General features: G+C 67.7%; 15 protein-coding genes. 12 read left to right on the top strand and 3 right to left on the bottom strand.

The features are described from left to right. Positions 1 to 3: 3 nt before the first annotated feature. From mftD to mftG, 4 genes are all read left to right on the top strand, one after another. Positions 4 to 1,194 (top strand): pre-mycofactocin synthase MftD, encoded by a 1,191-nt coding sequence (gene mftD / locus BN2156_RS14940; RefSeq protein WP_090515060.1) that lies wholly within the window; start codon positions 4 to 6, stop codon positions 1,192 to 1,194. Positions 1,195 to 1,326: 132 nt separating this feature from the next. Then, a complete protein-coding gene (gene mftE / locus BN2156_RS14935) occupies positions 1,327 to 2,070 on the top strand; it encodes a mycofactocin biosynthesis peptidyl-dipeptidase MftE (protein ID WP_090515058.1) in 744 nt (247 codons plus the stop codon). After that, a complete protein-coding gene (gene mftF, locus BN2156_RS14930; RefSeq protein ID WP_090515056.1) occupies positions 2,067 to 3,479 on the top strand; it encodes a mycofactocin biosynthesis glycosyltransferase MftF in 1,413 nt (470 codons plus the stop codon). Before mftE ends, mftF begins: the two co-directional genes overlap by 4 nt. Positions 3,480 to 3,512: 33 nt before the next feature. Next, a complete protein-coding gene (gene mftG / locus BN2156_RS14925; protein ID WP_090515054.1) occupies positions 3,513 to 4,928 on the top strand; it encodes a mycofactocin dehydrogenase MftG in 1,416 nt (471 codons plus the stop codon). Here mftG and BN2156_RS14920 read toward each other — a convergent pair. Continuing rightward, positions 4,858 to 6,489, bottom strand: coding sequence for an MFS transporter (locus BN2156_RS14920; protein WP_090515052.1), 1,632 nt, complete (start codon positions 6,487 to 6,489; stop codon positions 4,858 to 4,860). The genes mftG and BN2156_RS14920 overlap by 71 nt on opposite strands. An 83-nt stretch (positions 6,490 to 6,572) precedes the next feature. On the opposite strand from BN2156_RS14920, the gene BN2156_RS14915 reads away from it, so the two are divergent. Further along, positions 6,573 to 7,202 (top strand): TetR/AcrR family transcriptional regulator, encoded by a 630-nt coding sequence (locus tag BN2156_RS14915; protein ID WP_090515050.1) that lies wholly within the window; start codon positions 6,573 to 6,575, stop codon positions 7,200 to 7,202. On the opposite strand, the gene BN2156_RS14910 is transcribed toward BN2156_RS14915, so the two are convergent. After that, positions 7,187 to 8,437, bottom strand: coding sequence for a cytochrome P450 (locus BN2156_RS14910; RefSeq protein WP_090515048.1), 1,251 nt, complete (start codon positions 8,435 to 8,437; stop codon positions 7,187 to 7,189). The two genes, BN2156_RS14915 and BN2156_RS14910, sit on opposite strands and share 16 nt — an antisense overlap. A gap of 108 nt (positions 8,438 to 8,545) precedes the next feature. Here BN2156_RS14910 and BN2156_RS14905 point away from each other — a divergent pair, with 108 nt between their 5' ends. Further along, on the top strand, positions 8,546 to 10,171 hold the full coding sequence (locus BN2156_RS14905; protein WP_090515046.1) for a carboxylesterase/lipase family protein: 1,626 nt from the start codon (positions 8,546 to 8,548) through the stop codon (positions 10,169 to 10,171). Positions 10,172 to 10,176: 5 nt separating this feature from the next. Beyond that, positions 10,177 to 10,530 carry a nuclear transport factor 2 family protein gene (locus BN2156_RS14900; protein ID WP_090515958.1) on the top strand — a complete coding sequence of 118 codons (354 nt, stop codon included), beginning with the start codon at positions 10,177 to 10,179 and terminating at the stop codon, positions 10,528 to 10,530. On the opposite strand, the gene BN2156_RS30800 is transcribed toward BN2156_RS14900, so the two are convergent. Continuing rightward, positions 10,527 to 10,973, bottom strand: a complete 447-nt coding sequence (locus tag BN2156_RS30800; RefSeq protein WP_162490863.1) for a hotdog fold domain-containing protein — start codon at positions 10,971 to 10,973, stop codon at positions 10,527 to 10,529. The two genes, BN2156_RS14900 and BN2156_RS30800, sit on opposite strands and share 4 nt — an antisense overlap. 463 nt (positions 10,974 to 11,436) lie before the next feature. Here BN2156_RS30800 and rpsJ point away from each other — a divergent pair, with 463 nt between their 5' ends. Genes rpsJ through rplB form a run of 5 tightly spaced genes read left to right on the top strand, consistent with a single transcriptional unit; the run spans position 11,437 to position 14,221 of the window. Further along, the gene (gene rpsJ / locus BN2156_RS14890; RefSeq protein WP_003883485.1) at positions 11,437 to 11,742 is read left to right on the top strand and encodes a 30S ribosomal protein S10; all 306 of its coding nucleotides are present in this window, start codon (positions 11,437 to 11,439) and stop codon (positions 11,740 to 11,742) included. 14 nt (positions 11,743 to 11,756) lie between these two features. Continuing rightward, positions 11,757 to 12,407: a 50S ribosomal protein L3 gene (gene rplC, locus BN2156_RS14885; RefSeq protein WP_090515044.1), complete on the top strand. Its 651-nt coding sequence runs from the start codon at positions 11,757 to 11,759 to the stop codon at positions 12,405 to 12,407. Then, positions 12,407 to 13,054 carry a 50S ribosomal protein L4 gene (gene rplD, locus BN2156_RS14880; RefSeq protein WP_090515042.1) on the top strand — a complete coding sequence of 216 codons (648 nt, stop codon included), beginning with the start codon at positions 12,407 to 12,409 and terminating at the stop codon, positions 13,052 to 13,054. The genes rplC and rplD overlap by 1 nt, the downstream gene beginning before the upstream one ends. Next, positions 13,054 to 13,356, top strand: a complete 303-nt coding sequence (gene rplW / locus BN2156_RS14875) for a 50S ribosomal protein L23 (protein WP_077742206.1) — start codon at positions 13,054 to 13,056, stop codon at positions 13,354 to 13,356. The genes rplD and rplW overlap by 1 nt, the downstream gene beginning before the upstream one ends. 28 nt (positions 13,357 to 13,384) lie before the next feature. After that, positions 13,385 to 14,221, top strand: coding sequence for a 50S ribosomal protein L2 (gene rplB, locus BN2156_RS14870; protein ID WP_090515039.1), 837 nt, complete (start codon positions 13,385 to 13,387; stop codon positions 14,219 to 14,221).

Raw genomic sequence — 14,221 nt, 5'->3', positions numbered from 1 at the left:
TCCATGGCTCGTGATACCTGGTTCGAGACCGTCGCCATTGCCCAGCAGCGGGCCAAGAAGCGGCTCCCCAAGTCCGCCTACTCCTCGCTGATCTCGGCCAGCGAGAAGGGCGTGACGGTCTCCGACAATGTGGAGTCGTTCTCCGAACTCGGCTTCGCGCCGCATGTGGTCGGTGCCACTGAGAAGCGCGAAATGGCGACCACCGTTATGGGTCAAGACATTTCGATGCCGGTGATCATCTCGCCCACCGGTGTGCAGGCGGTCGACCCCGACGGTGAGGTAGCTGTCGCCCGGGCGGCTGCGGCCCGTGGGACTGCCATGGGGCTGTCGTCGTTCGCCAGCAAGCCGATGGAGGAAGTCACCGCCGTCAACGACAAGATCTTCTTCCAGATCTACTGGCTCGGGTCCCGCGACGAGATCGCCGAGCGCGTGCAGCGGGCCAGAGAAGCGGGAGCCGCCGGACTGATTTGCACCACCGACTGGAGCTTCAGCCACGGCCGGGACTGGGGTAGCCCGAAGATCCCGGAGCGAATGGACCTGCGCACGATGTTGCGGATGTCCCCGGAGGTGCTCACCAAGCCGCGCTGGCTGTGGAGCTTCGGCAAGCACCTGCGTCCGCCGGACCTGCGCGTGCCCAACCAGGGGCGGCGCGGCGAGCCGGGCCCGACGTTCTTCGAGGCCTACGGGCAGTGGATGGGTACCCCGCCCCCGACCTGGGAGGACATCGCCTGGTTGCGTGAGCAGTGGGGCGGTCCTTTCCTGCTCAAGGGCATGGTCCGCGTCGACGACGCCAAACGTGCCGTGGATGCGGGTGTTTCGGCCATCACGGTGTCCAACCACGGCGGCAACAACCTGGACGGCACCCCGGCGGCGATCCGTTGCCTGCCGGCCATCGCCGAGGCGGTGGGTGACCAGGTCGAGGTTTTGCTGGACGGCGGGATCCGGCGCGGAAGCGACGTCGTCAAGGCCGTGGCGCTGGGCGCCCGGGCCGTCATGATCGGGCGCGCCTATCTGTGGGGCCTGGCCGCCAACGGCCAGGCGGGTGTCGAGAATGTCCTGGACATCCTCAGCGGTGGCATCGACTCGGCGCTCCGCGGGCTGGGCAAGTCCTCGATCCACGACCTCACTCCGGATGACATCCTGGTACCTGAGGGCTTCACCCGAACCCTCGGCGTGCCACCCGCCGACTCCTGAGGCGGCCCGCGCCGGGCCGCGGTGCAGCGTGACAGGGGTGGCAGGTGGGACGTACGTGATGGTCATGGCCGGTGTCGTGAAAGCTAAGGCAAATCAATTGCTGCCTGTGCTCCAACAATTGGCGCACAGTAGGTGAATTCGGCCTACCATCGGCACGTGGCTTTCCCCAGCGGGCTCGGGAACTCAACGTCGAGACAGCTACGCAGCGTGTCGCCAATGTTGATCATCCCCGTGGGCTCTACCGAGCAACATGGTCCGCACCTGCCCTTGGACACGGACACGCGGATCGCCACCGCCGTTGCGCATGCGGTCCAGGAGCACCTGGAGGGCGGGCCGGCCGGTGACTGGATGGTCGCGCCGCCCGTTCACTACGGCGCCAGCGGTGAGCACGAGGGGTTCCCCGGCACGGTGTCGATCGGCACCGCCGCGTTGCGGTCGTTGCTGGTGGAGTACGGACGTTCCGCTTCGAGCTGGGCCGGCAGGCTCGTCTTCATCAATGGTCACGGGGGAAATGTGGAGGCGCTGACCGCTGCGGTCGCCCTCTTGCGCCAGGAGGGCCGCGACGTTGGCTGGGTTCCCTGCCTCGCCGCGGGGGCCGACGCGCATGCGGGGCATACCGAAACATCTGTATTGCTACATATTTCGCCCGGTGATGTCTGGATCGACGACCTGACTCCGGGGAACACTGCCCCGCTGGCCGAGCTGATGCCGGCGATGCGCCGTGGCGGGATCGCCGCAGTCAGCGAAGTCGGGGTCCTCGGTGACCCGACAACCGCCACGGCTGCCGAGGGGGAGCGTATCTTTGCTGAGATGGTGAACGGCGCTGCCGGTCGGATGGGGCGGTGGCAGCCGGACCGGAACGGATTGCTGACATGACCGGACCGAGGCTGCCCGACGGTTTCGCCGTACAGGTGGACCGCCGTGTCAAGGTGCTCGGATCCGGGGCGGCTCTGCTCGGCGGGTCACCGACCCGGTTGCTGCGGCTGGCGCCGACGGCACAGACCATGCTCAACGGTGGCCGCCTGGAAGTGCATGACGCACAGAGCGCGCAACTGGCGCGGACTTTGCTCGACGCCACGGTCGCCCACCCCCGGCCGCCCAGCGGACCCTCACATCGCGACGTGACCGTCATTATTCCGGTGCGCGACAACGTATCCGGGTTGCACCGCCTGATCGCGGCGCTGCGCGGCCTGCGAGTGATCGTCGTCGACGACGGCTCAGCGGTTCCGGTCGCCCAAACAGAGTTCGCCGGGATGCACTGCGACGTCCAGGTGCTCCGGCACCTCCGCAGCAACGGTCCGGCGGCCGCCCGCAACACCGGGCTGGCAGCCTGCGAGACCGATTTCGTGGCGTTCCTCGACTCCGATGTGGTGCCGCGGCGCGGGTGGCTGGAGGCGTTGCTCGGACACTTCTGTGACCCCGCGGTGGCCCTGGTGGCGCCGCGCATCGTCGGGCTGCACACCGCCGACAATGTGGTCGCCCGGTATGAGGCGGTGCGGTCGTCGTTGGATCTCGGCGTGCGCGAGGCGCCGGTGGTGCCCTACGGCCCGGTGTCCTACGTACCGAGTGCGGCCATCATCTGCCGGCGGTCGGCGCTGGCCGCGGTGGGCGGGTTCGACGAGACCATGCAGTCCGGTGAGGATGTCGACCTGTGCTGGCGGCTGGTCGAGTCCGGGGCCCGGCTGCGGTACGAGCCCATCGCGCTGGTGGCCCACGATCACCGGACCGATTTGCGAGAGTGGTTCAACCGCAAGGCTTTCTACGGCACCTCGGCGGCGCCGCTGAGCGTCCGGCACCCCGGGAAGACCGCCCCGGTGGTGATCTCCGGATGGACTTTGATGGTGTGGCTGTTCCTGGCAATGGGGTCGTGCTTCGGGTATCTGGGCTCGGTGGTGATCGCCATCTTCACCGGCCGGCGCATCGCCCGCTCGCTCAGCACGGTCGACACCGAACCCACCGAGGTCGCCGCGGTCACCGCGCGCGGACTGTGGTCAGCGGCCCTGCAGCTGTGTTCGGCGATCTGCCGGCACTACTGGCCGGTCGCGCTGATCGCCGCCCTGCTGTTCCGCCGGGCGAGACACGCGGTGCTGGTGGCCGCGGTGCTCGACGGCGTGGTCGACTGGGCGAGCCGGCGCGGCAACGCCGATGACGACACCAAACCGGTCGGCCTGCTGGCCCACATCCTGCTCAAGCGGCTGGACGACCTGGCCTACGGGATCGGCCTGTGGACCGGGGTGGTGCGGGAACGTCAGCTCGGTGCGCTCAAGCCGCAGCTGCGGAGTTAACGCCAGTTGCCGCGGCCATCTTGCCCTCCTCGCGTGCGGGACGTCCTGATCGTCGGCGCCGGAAGCGCCGGATCAATTCTGGCTGAACGGCTTTCCGGCGATCCCGGCTGCAATGTGACTGTCGTCGAGGCCGGTCCGGCACCGAGCGACCCTCGGGTGGCGGCGCAGATCGCCGATGCCCTGCGCCTGCCGATCGGGGCGGCCAGCTCTGTGGTTCGCCACTATCCGTCGGTACTGACGGAGAACCCGCGACGGCATACCGAGATCATCCGCGGATCGGTCGTCGGTGGCTCGGGGGCGGTCAACGGCGGCTACTTCTGCCGGGGGCTGCCCACCGACTTCGACACCTGGGCAGTGCCGGGCTGGGGGTGGGGCGACGTGCTGCCGCATTTCCGTGCCATCGAGACCGACCTGGATTTCGACACCGCCCTGCATGGTGACCAGGGGCCGATCACCGTGCGCCGGGTGCGCGAATTCGACGGCTGCACAGCGTCATTCGTTGACGCGGCGAAGCGGTCCGGATTCGGCTGGCTCGAGGATCTGAACGGCTCCGATGCCGGTGCGGCGCTGCCGGCCGGGGTAGGGGCGGTTCCGCTGAACATCAACGGCGGCACCAGAGTTGGACCGGGTGGCGCCTATCTGAAGCCCGCACTCGGCCGGCCCAATCTCACGGTGCGGACCGATACCCGGGTTCAGCAGGTGCTTTTCGCGGCAAACCGGGCTGTCGGGGTGCGGTGCGATGACGGCTCGGTGCTCAACGCCGATCGAATTGTGCTGTCTGCCGGTGCAATTGGATCAGCGCACCTGTTGCTGTTGTCCGGTGTCGGGCCGGCGGCCGAACTGGAGGCGCTCGGCGTCGAGGTGGTGGCCGGCCTGCCGGTCGGGATGCACACCGTGGACCATCCGGAATGGGTGCTGCCGGTCTCCTGGGTGCCGACTCATGACCTGCCGCCGTTGGAGGCGGTGCTCACCACCGCCGACGGCATCGAGGTGCGCCCGTACACTGCCGGCTTTGCGGCCATGGTGCACGGACCCGGGCACGACCCCGCCGAACTCCCGCACCTCGGTGTGGCGTTGATGCGCCCGCACTCGCGCGGCCGGGTCCGGTTGGCCTCTGCCGATCCGGCGGTGGCCCCGGTCATCGAGCACCGCTACGACACGGTCGCCGAGGATGTCGACGCCCTGCGGCGCGGTGCCGAATTGGCGCGCGAATTGGTCAGTCACACAGCCGAGGTCGGCGTCGAATCCTGGTCGACCTCTCAGCACCTGGCCGGGACCGCTCCGATGGGGACGGGGCCCGCCGCGGTTCTCGATCCCACCTGCCGGGTGCTGGGGGTCGACGGCCTGTGGGTCGTGGACGGGTCGATCATGCCCGCCATCACCAGCCGCGGCCCGCACGCGACCATTGCCATGATCGGTCATCGGGCCGCGGAGTTCCTCGCGACCTGAGCCGGCGGACCACCCGCAGTTGCCGACCGTCGCGGCCCGGCGCCCAGAGACCGACGAACGCCGCGGCCACAGCGAGCACCAGCGCCATCACCAGCAGTGCCGAGTTCGTCGCATCCAGGAAAGCCTGCTTGGCCAGCTCCGCGACGGTCGTACTCTGCGGACCCAGCTGCCCGGCCACGGCAAGGGCTTCGGCCAACGAGCTCAGGATCGGTTCACGAACCTCCGTGGGTAGCCCGGTCAGCTTGGAGCCCAGGTGATTCTGGTAATTGGCGGCCAGGATCGAGCCGGCCACCGCGATGCCGAGGGCGGCACCGACCTCCCTGGTGGTGTCGTTGACCGCCGACGCCACGCCCTGCTTCTCGTCGGGAACGGCTCCCATGATCGCCGATGTCGTCGGCGCGGTGCACAGGCCGATGCCGATGCTGATGATGATCAGCGGCCAGGCGTAGTCGAGATAGCTGGAGTCCAATTCGAGCAGTCGCATACACATCAGTCCGGCGGCGATGGCCAGCAGGCCCAGCGGTACGCACAGTCGCAGGCCCAGCCGAGGCAGATACCAGTGTGTGGTGGCGCTGAGGACCAGTACGGGAAGCATCAACGGGCACAGGGCGATTGCGGTCTGGATCGGGCTGTAGCCCATGACGAGCTGGATGTACTGCATGCTGACGAAGAAATAGCCGAAGTTGGCGAAGAACAGGAACGTGATGCCCACCGCTCCGGTGGCGAAGTCGGGTCGTCCGAACAGCCGGACATCCAGCAGGGGGTGCGTGCGGCTGAGTTGCGTGACGGCGAACGCGGCGGCCAGGACGACGCCGCCGGCCATGCAACCCCACACCATGGGGTGCGTCCAGCCGCGCACCGGGGCCTCGACCACCCCGAGCACGAAGATCGCCACGGCCGCGCCGATCAGGATGGCGCCGATCCAGTCCAGCGGTGCGGCGTCCTCGTCCCGTGAGGAGGGCACCGTGCAAGTCAGGATGAACAACCCTGCGCCGCAGATAGCGAAGGCCGCGAAGATGGATTGCCATGCCCAGAAGTGCAACAGCCCGCCGGTGATCAGGAATCCGAACACCGCCCCTGAGCCGACTACACCGGCCCAGATCCCAACGGCCTTGTTGCGCTCCGACTTTGGGAACGCTGCCGTCAGCAGCGACAGGGTGGCCGGCATGATGAAGGCGGCACCCGCCCCGGCGACCGCGCGTGCCGCGATCAGTTGAACGGGATCGTCGAACACCATGGGCGCGGCCGAGGCCACGATGAACACCGCAAGCCCCACCAGCAGCGCGCCACGGCGGCCGTAGCGGTCGCCGATGGCTCCGGCGGGCAGTAGCAGGCAGGCCAGCACCAGGGTGTATCCGTCGATCACCCAGGTGAGTTGGGCTTGGGAAGCGGCGGTCTCGCGGGCGATGTCGGGCAGCGCGGCGTTGAGTGCCACCATCGATGCGACCACGATCGAGACGTCCATGCAGGCCACCGCGAGTAGCCAGTACCGCTGCTTGATCGACAGATAGGCCATGCCCGGGTCGATATCCTGACTGGACTCGACGAGGGTGTGCGACATGTTGTCTCCTTCGTCGATGGAGTTTTGAGACTAACAGTCTCGGAGCGAGACCGTAAGTCTGTTTGATGGAGGTGTGACGGCGAATGACTGCCGAGAGCGGTGACCCCCGCCCGGCCCGGTCCCGGGCCCGGCTGCTGGAGGCGGCGACGGCGCTGTTGCGGTCAGGTGGACCCAGCGCGGTGACCGTCGATGCGGTCACGAGGGACGCCAATGTGGCCAGGGCGACGCTGTACCGGCACTTCCCGAGCGGAAATGACCTCCTGGCAGCGGCATTTCGCGCCCTGATACCGGCGGCGCCCATGCCGCCGGAGGAGGGCACGCTGCGTGACCGGCTGATCGCACTGGTTCAGGCGCAGGCTGACTCGATCGCCGAGGCGCCGATCAGCATCGCCGCGATGTCATGGCTGGCCCTGGGCGGCGACCTGGAGAAGTTGCCCTGGCGCACCGGCGACAGCGCCGAGGTGCGAACCCTGCGCGAGCGGGTGGCCGAGCACTATGCGCTGCCGTTCGAAGCGATTTTCGACAGCGCTGATGCCGTCGCCGAACTCGGCGAGGTGGATCGCACACAGGCCGCCGCGCTGCTGCTGGGCCCGATCGTGCTGGGCAAGCTCAGCACGGTGTCGGAGTTCGACTACACCACCTGCGTCCGCGCGGCGGTGGACGGCTTCCTGGCCACCCACCGCCGGGTCGAGCCGGCTCAGCGCAGTGAGTAACGAATCGGCAGGTGCTTGAGCCCGCCGACGAACGTGGTCGCGGAAAGCTCTGGCGTTCCGGCCAATTCGATGGAGTTCAACCGGCCCATCAGCTCGGTGAACAAGCTGTTCATCTCCATCCGGGCCAGTGCGGCGCCCAGGCAGAAGTGCACGCCGTACCCGAACGCCAGGTGCTTGTTGGGATCCCGTGCCACGTCGAAGCGGTGGGGGTTGGCGAAGACGTCCTCGTCACGGTTGCCGGAAACGTAAGCCAGGTAGACGGATTCGCCCTTGGCGATCGGCGTGCCGCGCACGACGGTGTCGGCGGTGGCGGTGCGCATGAACTCCTTGACCGGGGTGGACCACCGGATCATCTCCTCGACCGCGGTGCCCATGAGCTCGGGCTGCGCCTGCAGCCGGGCCAGCTGGTCGGGGTTCTCGATGAGCGCATGCAGTCCGCCGGAGATCGCGTCCTTGGTGGTGTCGTGCCCGGCGCTGGCGACGATGACGTAGTACGAGGCGGTGTCGACGTCGGAGAGCGGTTCCCCGTCGATGGTGCCGTTGGCGATGGCCGACGCCAGGTCCTCGGTCGGGTTGGCGCGCCGCGACGCGGTCAGCGTCGAGAAGTAGGCGAAGAAGTCCATCAGTACCGCGAGCCCGTCCTCCAGGGACTTGCCGCGTTGGTATTCCTCATCGTCGCCGCCGAACATCTCCTGGGTCAGCATGTGCATGCGGGAGTAGTCCTCCTCGGGCAGACCGAGGAGCGACATGATCACGTACAGCGGGAAGTGCACGGCGATCTCGGTGACGAAATCGCATTCCGGGCCGACCTCGCGCATTCGGTCGACGTACCGCTTGGCGAGCTCGTCGACCCGGACCTTGAGATCACGCATCGCCTTGGGGCGGAACCAGTCTGCGCCGATGGCGCGGACCTTGCGGTGGTGCGGGTCGTCCATGTGGATCAGCGTGCGCAGGCCCATGCCGGCTTCGAGCTGCGCCTTGGCCATGTCGTCGGCGGCCGCGGTGGCCAGCAGCGGCCGGGGCTCGCTGATGAACAGCTCGTTGTCACGCTCCACTGCCATGATGTCGGCGTGTTTGGTGATCGCCCAGAACGGGCGGTAGGGGGCGTTGTCCACCCAGGCCACCGGATTGTTGGCGCGCAACTGGGTCAGCGCGGTGTGCAGGCGTGCGTCGTCGGCGTAAGCCGTCGGGTCGGCGAGCACCTTCGCGGCGTCATCCATCGTCGGCGCGCTCATACAGACTCCTCCCGGGGCGGGTACTTGACGGGTGTCAATTCCCACCATATGTGATCGGCGCCACGTAAGGGAGGCGAATTTTCCGATCGGCCCCGTACGCTCGCAGCCATGCGGTCAGGGCGGCGCGTCGTCGCGTTGCTGGCAATGCTGGCGATGCTGGTCACCGGTTGCGTGCGTGGCGGCGGTGAGGCCGTGACACCCGGTCATCGGCCCGGGCCCCCGCAGGGCCTGGCCCAGGGGACCGACCCGGCGCTGGTCCGGACGGCCTCCGGAACCCTGCGTGGCACAGTGCTATCCGACCATCGGCTGTTCGCCGGGATCCCGTACGGCGCGGCCCCTGTCGGGCCGATGCGGTTCGCGGCGCCGGCTCCGGCCCCGGCCTGGCCGGGGGAGCGCGACGCCACCCGGCCGGGTCCGCGCTGCATCCAGGACCCCGATGCCGATCCGGAACGCGGGGCCAATACCGCCGAGGACTGCCTGTCGCTCAATGTCTGGACGCCGCCGGTCTCGGGTGAGTTGCGGCCCGTCATGGTGTGGATCCACGGTGGTGCGTTCGTGGGCGGCAGCAGCGGCATCTATGACGCGGCGCGATTGGCCGCGCGCGGCGACATCATCGTGGTGACGATCAACTACCGGCTCGGTGCCCTGGGATTCCTCGCCCATCCGGCCCTCGGTGCGGGCGGCGACATCGGCAACTACGGCCTGGCCGACCAGCAGGCGGCACTGCGGTGGGTGCGGGACAACATCGCCGACTTCGGCGGCGACCCGGAAAAGGTCACCGTGGCAGGCGAATCGGCGGGTGGCATGTCGGTGTGCGATCACCTGGTCTCACCGGGTTCGGCGGGGTTGTTCCGCGCCGCGATCCTGATGAGCGCCCCGTGCCAGGCGCAGGCCGATGTCACCGTCGCGACGCGGCGGTCGCTCGATTACGCCGCCGCGGCCGGATGTCCAGATCCGGTGTCTGCCGCAGCCTGCCTGCGCGCGCTGCCGGTGGACGGGCTGCGGAAACCGGTGTGGTACTTCAACATCGGCAGTGACGAGCTGACCGGCCCGGTCACCGGCTCGGCGCTGATTCCGCAGGAGCCGGTGGCGGCGTTCGCGTCGGGGCGGACCGAACCGGTTCCGGTCCTGATCGGCACCACCCGTGATGAGTTCACACTCTTCGTGGCGCTGCGCTATCTGCGGGAGAATCAGCGCTACGTGCCGGAGGATTACCCGCGGTTGCTGTCCGAGACATTCGGCGGCGATGCGGCAGCTGTCGGTGCGCACTACCCGATCGACCGGTATGGCGGTGTGGCGCAGTCCTATTCGGCCGCGGTCACCGACGGCTACTTCTCTTGCGTGTCGGACCGCATCGCCGGTGAGCTGTCGCGCACCGGCCCGGTGTACGCGTACGAGTTCAACGACCGCACCGCCCCGGCGCCGGAGGTCATGCGAACGCTGCCCTTCCCGGTGGGGGCCAGCCACTCACTGGAGTTGCGCTATCTGTTCGACGTCGGCGGGGCGCCCCCGTTGAACCCCGCCCAGCAACGCCTCGCCGACCAGATGATCGACTACTGGGCCGCTTTTGTGCACGCCGGTGACCCCGCGGTCGACGGTCAGCCGGATTGGCCCGGGTTCGATCCGGCGGGCGACGGCGCCCGAATGTCGTTGCGGGCCGACGGGAGTCGCGTCGACAATGACTACGCTCGCGTGCATCAATGCCCGTTCTGGGCGGGGCTGAGGGAGAAGTGAACTCGATGGCGACACCGGATCCGCAGGCTTTCGCCGAACAGTGGGTGAGGGCGTGGAACGCGCACGACGTGGAGGCGGTACTGGCTCATTTCCACGACGACGTGGTGTTCAGTTCACCGGTCGCCGCCCGGGTGCTGCCCGAGAGCGGCGGCGTGGTGCGGGGCAAGGAGGCGTTGCGTCACTACTGGACCACGGCGCTGGCCGGCATGCCCGATCTGCACTTCGAGGTGCTCGCGACCTACCGCGGCCAATCGGCTCTGGTGATCCACTACCGCAACCAGCGGGGTGGGTTGGTCAACGAGGTGCTGTTGTTCGACGGCGAGCTGGTGCGCGAGGGGCACGGCACCTACCTGGACTAGGCCGGCGTCACCCAGGTGGTGATGTCGGCGTGCACCACCTCGACGCCGTGGCGGTCGGTGATACTGACCGGCACGACGATGTCGGTGCCCTCGGTGATGGTGCTGAAATCCGGCGGCGTGAGTTCGGCCGTGGCCCGTAGGGAAGTAGTGGCCTTGGCCAGGTACTGCACATTCATGGCTTTGGGAATCCAGCGGTGCGTCGTCGGCACCGTGGCCTCCATCAACATGCCCATCGCCATCTCGGCGGCATTGCACGATGCGATGGCGTGCACGGTGTGCAGGTGGTTGTAGACGTAGAACCACTTGGGCACCGTCACCTCGGCCAGTCCCGGTTCCATGCGCCGCACGTGGGGGAGCACCGACGCGAAGTACGGCACCCGGGCCATGGCCGCGGCGGAGAACAGCCGCGAACCCAGGGGCTTGTCCGATAGCTGCTGCCACATCCGATACGTGCTGGTCGACTGGGTCACCGGCCAGACCTTACTCGTGAGTAAGAACGAGCGGCATCTCGAGTGTGGCCCTTGTGTACGCTCGATGCCGGTTTTGCGTGCACAGCGCCCACGCTCGACTGGTTCCCACCTGCTCGATCACGGATTTGGAGCACGCCCCGATCTAGGGCATACTGTTCGGGTTGCCTTGCGCCGGGTATTCCTGGCCGGGCATACGACCCGCGCCCCCACGGGCGCATCCGGTCCCAACATAGATCGCAACTGATTTTCAGGGCGAGAAAATGTGCGCGAGGGCGACACGCCCGACCGCGGGGGCCGGTGGACCACAGACAGGTAAACAGCGGCGGCAATACTCGGCGCATCCGCGCGGGGGTACCAGGCCCGACGGGTTTCGGTGGGTTTTCCCATCGAGGCTCCGATACGGCCGGCCGATGTACGAAGTAGAGGTAGGAGAAGCGTGGCGGGACAGAAGATCCGCATCAGGCTCAAGGCCTACGACCATGAGGCCATTGATGCCTCGGCGCGCAAGATCGTCGAGACGGTCACCCGTACCGGTGCCAGTGTGGTGGGCCCCGTGCCGCTGCCGACCGAGAAGAACGTGTACTGCGTCATTCGGTCGCCGCACAAGTACAAGGACTCGCGGGAGCATTTCGAAATGCGCACCCACAAGCGCCTGATCGACATCCTCGACCCGACGCCGAAGACGGTTGACGCGCTCATGCGCATCGATCTGCCGGCCAGTGTCGACGTCAACATCCAGTAGGAGACCCGAGAAAAATGGCTAGAAAAGGCATTTTGGGCACCAAGCTGGGCATGACGCAGGTGTTCGATGAGAACAACAAAGTCGTCCCGGTGACGGTCGTGAAGGCCGGCCCCAACGTGGTGACCCTTATCCGTACCCCCGAGCGTGACGGCTACAGTGCCGTGCAGCTCGCCTATGGCGAGATCAGCCCGCGCAAGGTCAACAAGCCCGTCACCGGTCAGTTCGCCGCCGCGGGTGTCAACCCGCGCCGCCACCTGGCTGAGCTGCGGGTCGACGAGGCCGCCGCCGCCGAGTACGAGGTGGGCCAGGAGCTGACCGCCGAGATCTTCGCCGACGGTGCTTACGTCGACGTGACCGGCACCAGCAAGGGCAAGGGCTTCGCCGGCACCATGAAGCGTCACGGCTTCGCCGGTCAGGGCGCTGCGCACGGTGCCCAGGCGGTGCACCGTCGTCCCGGCTCCATCGGTGGCTGCGCCACCCCGGGCCGCGTGTTCAAGGGCACCCGGATGTCGGGCCGCATGGGCCACGACCGGGTGACCACGCAGAACCTGAAGGTTCACAAGGTCGATGCCGAGAACGGCGTGCTGTTGATCAAGGGCGCCATCCCCGGACGCAACGGTGGTCTGGTGGTTGTCCGCAGCGCAATCAAGCGAGGCGAGAAGTAATGACTTTGAAGATTGACGTTAAGACGCCGGCAGGCAAGAAGGACGGCTCCGTGGAGCTTCCGGCTGCCCTCTTCGACGTCGAGCCCAACATCGCTCTGATGCACCAGGTCGTCAACGCTCAGTTGGCCGCCAAGCGCCAGGGCACCCACTCGACGAAGACCCGCGGTGAGGTCTCCGGTGGCGGCAAGAAGCCGTACCGGCAGAAGGGCACCGGCCGGGCGCGTCAGGGTTCGACCCGCGCACCGCAGTTCACCGGCGGTGGCATCGTCCACGGCCCGCAGCCGCGCGACTACAGCCAGCGGACCCCGAAGAAGATGATCGCCGCCGCCCTGCGCGGTGCGCTCTCGGACCGGGCCCGCAACGAGCGGATCCACGCGATCACCGAGCTGATCGAGGGTCAGACCCCGTCGACCAAGAGCGCCAAGGCGTTCCTGGGCAGCCTGACCGAGAACAAGAAGGTTCTCGTCGTCATCGGCCGCACCGATGAGGTCGGCGCCCGCAGCGTCCGCAACCTGCCTGGTGTGCATGTGATCTCGCCGGATCAGCTGAACACCTACGACGTGCTCAACGCTGACGACGTGGTGTTCTCGGTCGAGGCCCTGAACGCCTACATCTCGGCGAATACCAAAGAGGAGGTGTCGGCCTGATGGCTACCGTGACCGACCCCCGCGACATCATCCTGGCCCCGGTCATCTCGGAGAAGTCGTACGGGCTGATCGAGGACAACGTGTACACGTTCATCGTGCACCCGGACTCCAACAAGACGCAGATCAAGATCGCCATCGAGAAGATCTTCGACGTCAAGGTGAGCTCGGTGAACACCGCCAACCGGCAGGGCAAGCGCAAGCGCACCCGCTCGGGCTTCGGCAAGCGCAAGGACACCAAGCGCGCCATCGTGACCCTGGCCGCCGGCAGCAAGCCGATCGAACTGTTCGGAGCCCCGGCCTAAAGCCGGGAACTAAGAGGATTTAACTGATATGGGAATTCGCAAGTACAAGCCGACGACCCCCGGTCGTCGCGGTGCCAGCGTCTCCGATTTCGCCGAGATCACTCGTTCGACTCCGGAGAAATCGCTGATTCGCCCGCTGCACGGCAAGGGTGGACGTAACGCCCACGGCCGCATCACCACCCGGCACAAGGGTGGCGGCCACAAGCGTGCCTACCGCGTCATCGACTTCCGTCGCCATGACAAGGACGGCGTCAACGCCAAGGTCGCGCACATCGAGTACGACCCCAACCGCACCGCGAACATCGCGCTGCTTCACTTCCTGGACGGCGAGAAGCGCTACATCATCGCGCCGCAGGGCCTGAAGCAGGGTGACGTGATCGAGCAGGGGCCGAACGCCGACATCAAGCCGGGCAACAACCTGCCGCTGCGCAACATCCCCGCCGGCACCGTGATCCACGCTGTGGAGCTGCGGCCCGGTGGCGGTGCCAAGCTGGCCCGCTCGGCGGGCGTGAGCATCCAGCTGCTGGGTAAGGAAGGCGCCTACGCCTCGCTGCGTATGCCGTCCGGTGAGATCCGTCGCGTCGACGTGCGCTGCCGCGCCACCGTCGGCGAGGTGGGCAACGCCGAGCAGGCCAACATCAACTGGGGCAAGGCCGGCCGTATGCGGTGGAAGGGCAAGCGCCCGACTGTCCGTGGTGTCGTGATGAACCCGGTCGACCACCCGCACGGTGGTGGTGAAGGCAAGACCTCCGGTGGTCGCCACCCGGTCAGCCCGTGGGGCAAGCCCGAGGGCCGCACCCGCAAGCCCAACAAGCCGAGCGACAAGCTCATCGTCCGTCGCCGGCGCACCGGCAAGAAGCGCTAG

Source organism: Mycolicibacterium neworleansense (assembly GCF_001245615.1).
Taxonomy (GTDB): domain Bacteria; phylum Actinomycetota; class Actinomycetes; order Mycobacteriales; family Mycobacteriaceae; genus Mycobacterium; species Mycobacterium neworleansense.
The sequence above is the reverse complement of the archived record's forward strand: the minus strand, read 5'-3'. Positions and strand labels throughout refer to the sequence as shown.

Coding starts and splice junctions, on each gene's coding strand:
- mftF (WP_090515056.1), top strand. CDS start 2,067: ATGACCGGACCGAGGCTGCCCGACGGTTTCGCCGTACAGGTGGACCGC.
- BN2156_RS14920 (WP_090515052.1), bottom strand. CDS start 6,489: ATGTCGCACACCCTCGTCGAGTCCAGTCAGGATATCGACCCGGGCATG.
- rplC (WP_090515044.1), top strand. CDS start 11,757: ATGGCTAGAAAAGGCATTTTGGGCACCAAGCTGGGCATGACGCAGGTG.
- BN2156_RS30800 (WP_162490863.1), bottom strand. CDS start 10,973: ATGTGGCAGCAGCTATCGGACAAGCCCCTGGGTTCGCGGCTGTTCTCC.
- BN2156_RS14900 (WP_090515958.1), top strand. CDS start 10,177: ATGGCGACACCGGATCCGCAGGCTTTCGCCGAACAGTGGGTGAGGGCG.
- rplD (WP_090515042.1), top strand. CDS start 12,407: ATGACTTTGAAGATTGACGTTAAGACGCCGGCAGGCAAGAAGGACGGC.
- BN2156_RS14915 (WP_090515050.1), top strand. CDS start 6,573: ATGACTGCCGAGAGCGGTGACCCCCGCCCGGCCCGGTCCCGGGCCCGG.
- rplW (WP_077742206.1), top strand. CDS start 13,054: ATGGCTACCGTGACCGACCCCCGCGACATCATCCTGGCCCCGGTCATC.
- BN2156_RS14905 (WP_090515046.1), top strand. CDS start 8,546: ATGCGGTCAGGGCGGCGCGTCGTCGCGTTGCTGGCAATGCTGGCGATG.
- BN2156_RS14910 (WP_090515048.1), bottom strand. CDS start 8,437: ATGAGCGCGCCGACGATGGATGACGCCGCGAAGGTGCTCGCCGACCCG.
- rplB (WP_090515039.1), top strand. CDS start 13,385: ATGGGAATTCGCAAGTACAAGCCGACGACCCCCGGTCGTCGCGGTGCC.
- mftD (WP_090515060.1), top strand. CDS start 4: ATGGCTCGTGATACCTGGTTCGAGACCGTCGCCATTGCCCAGCAGCGG.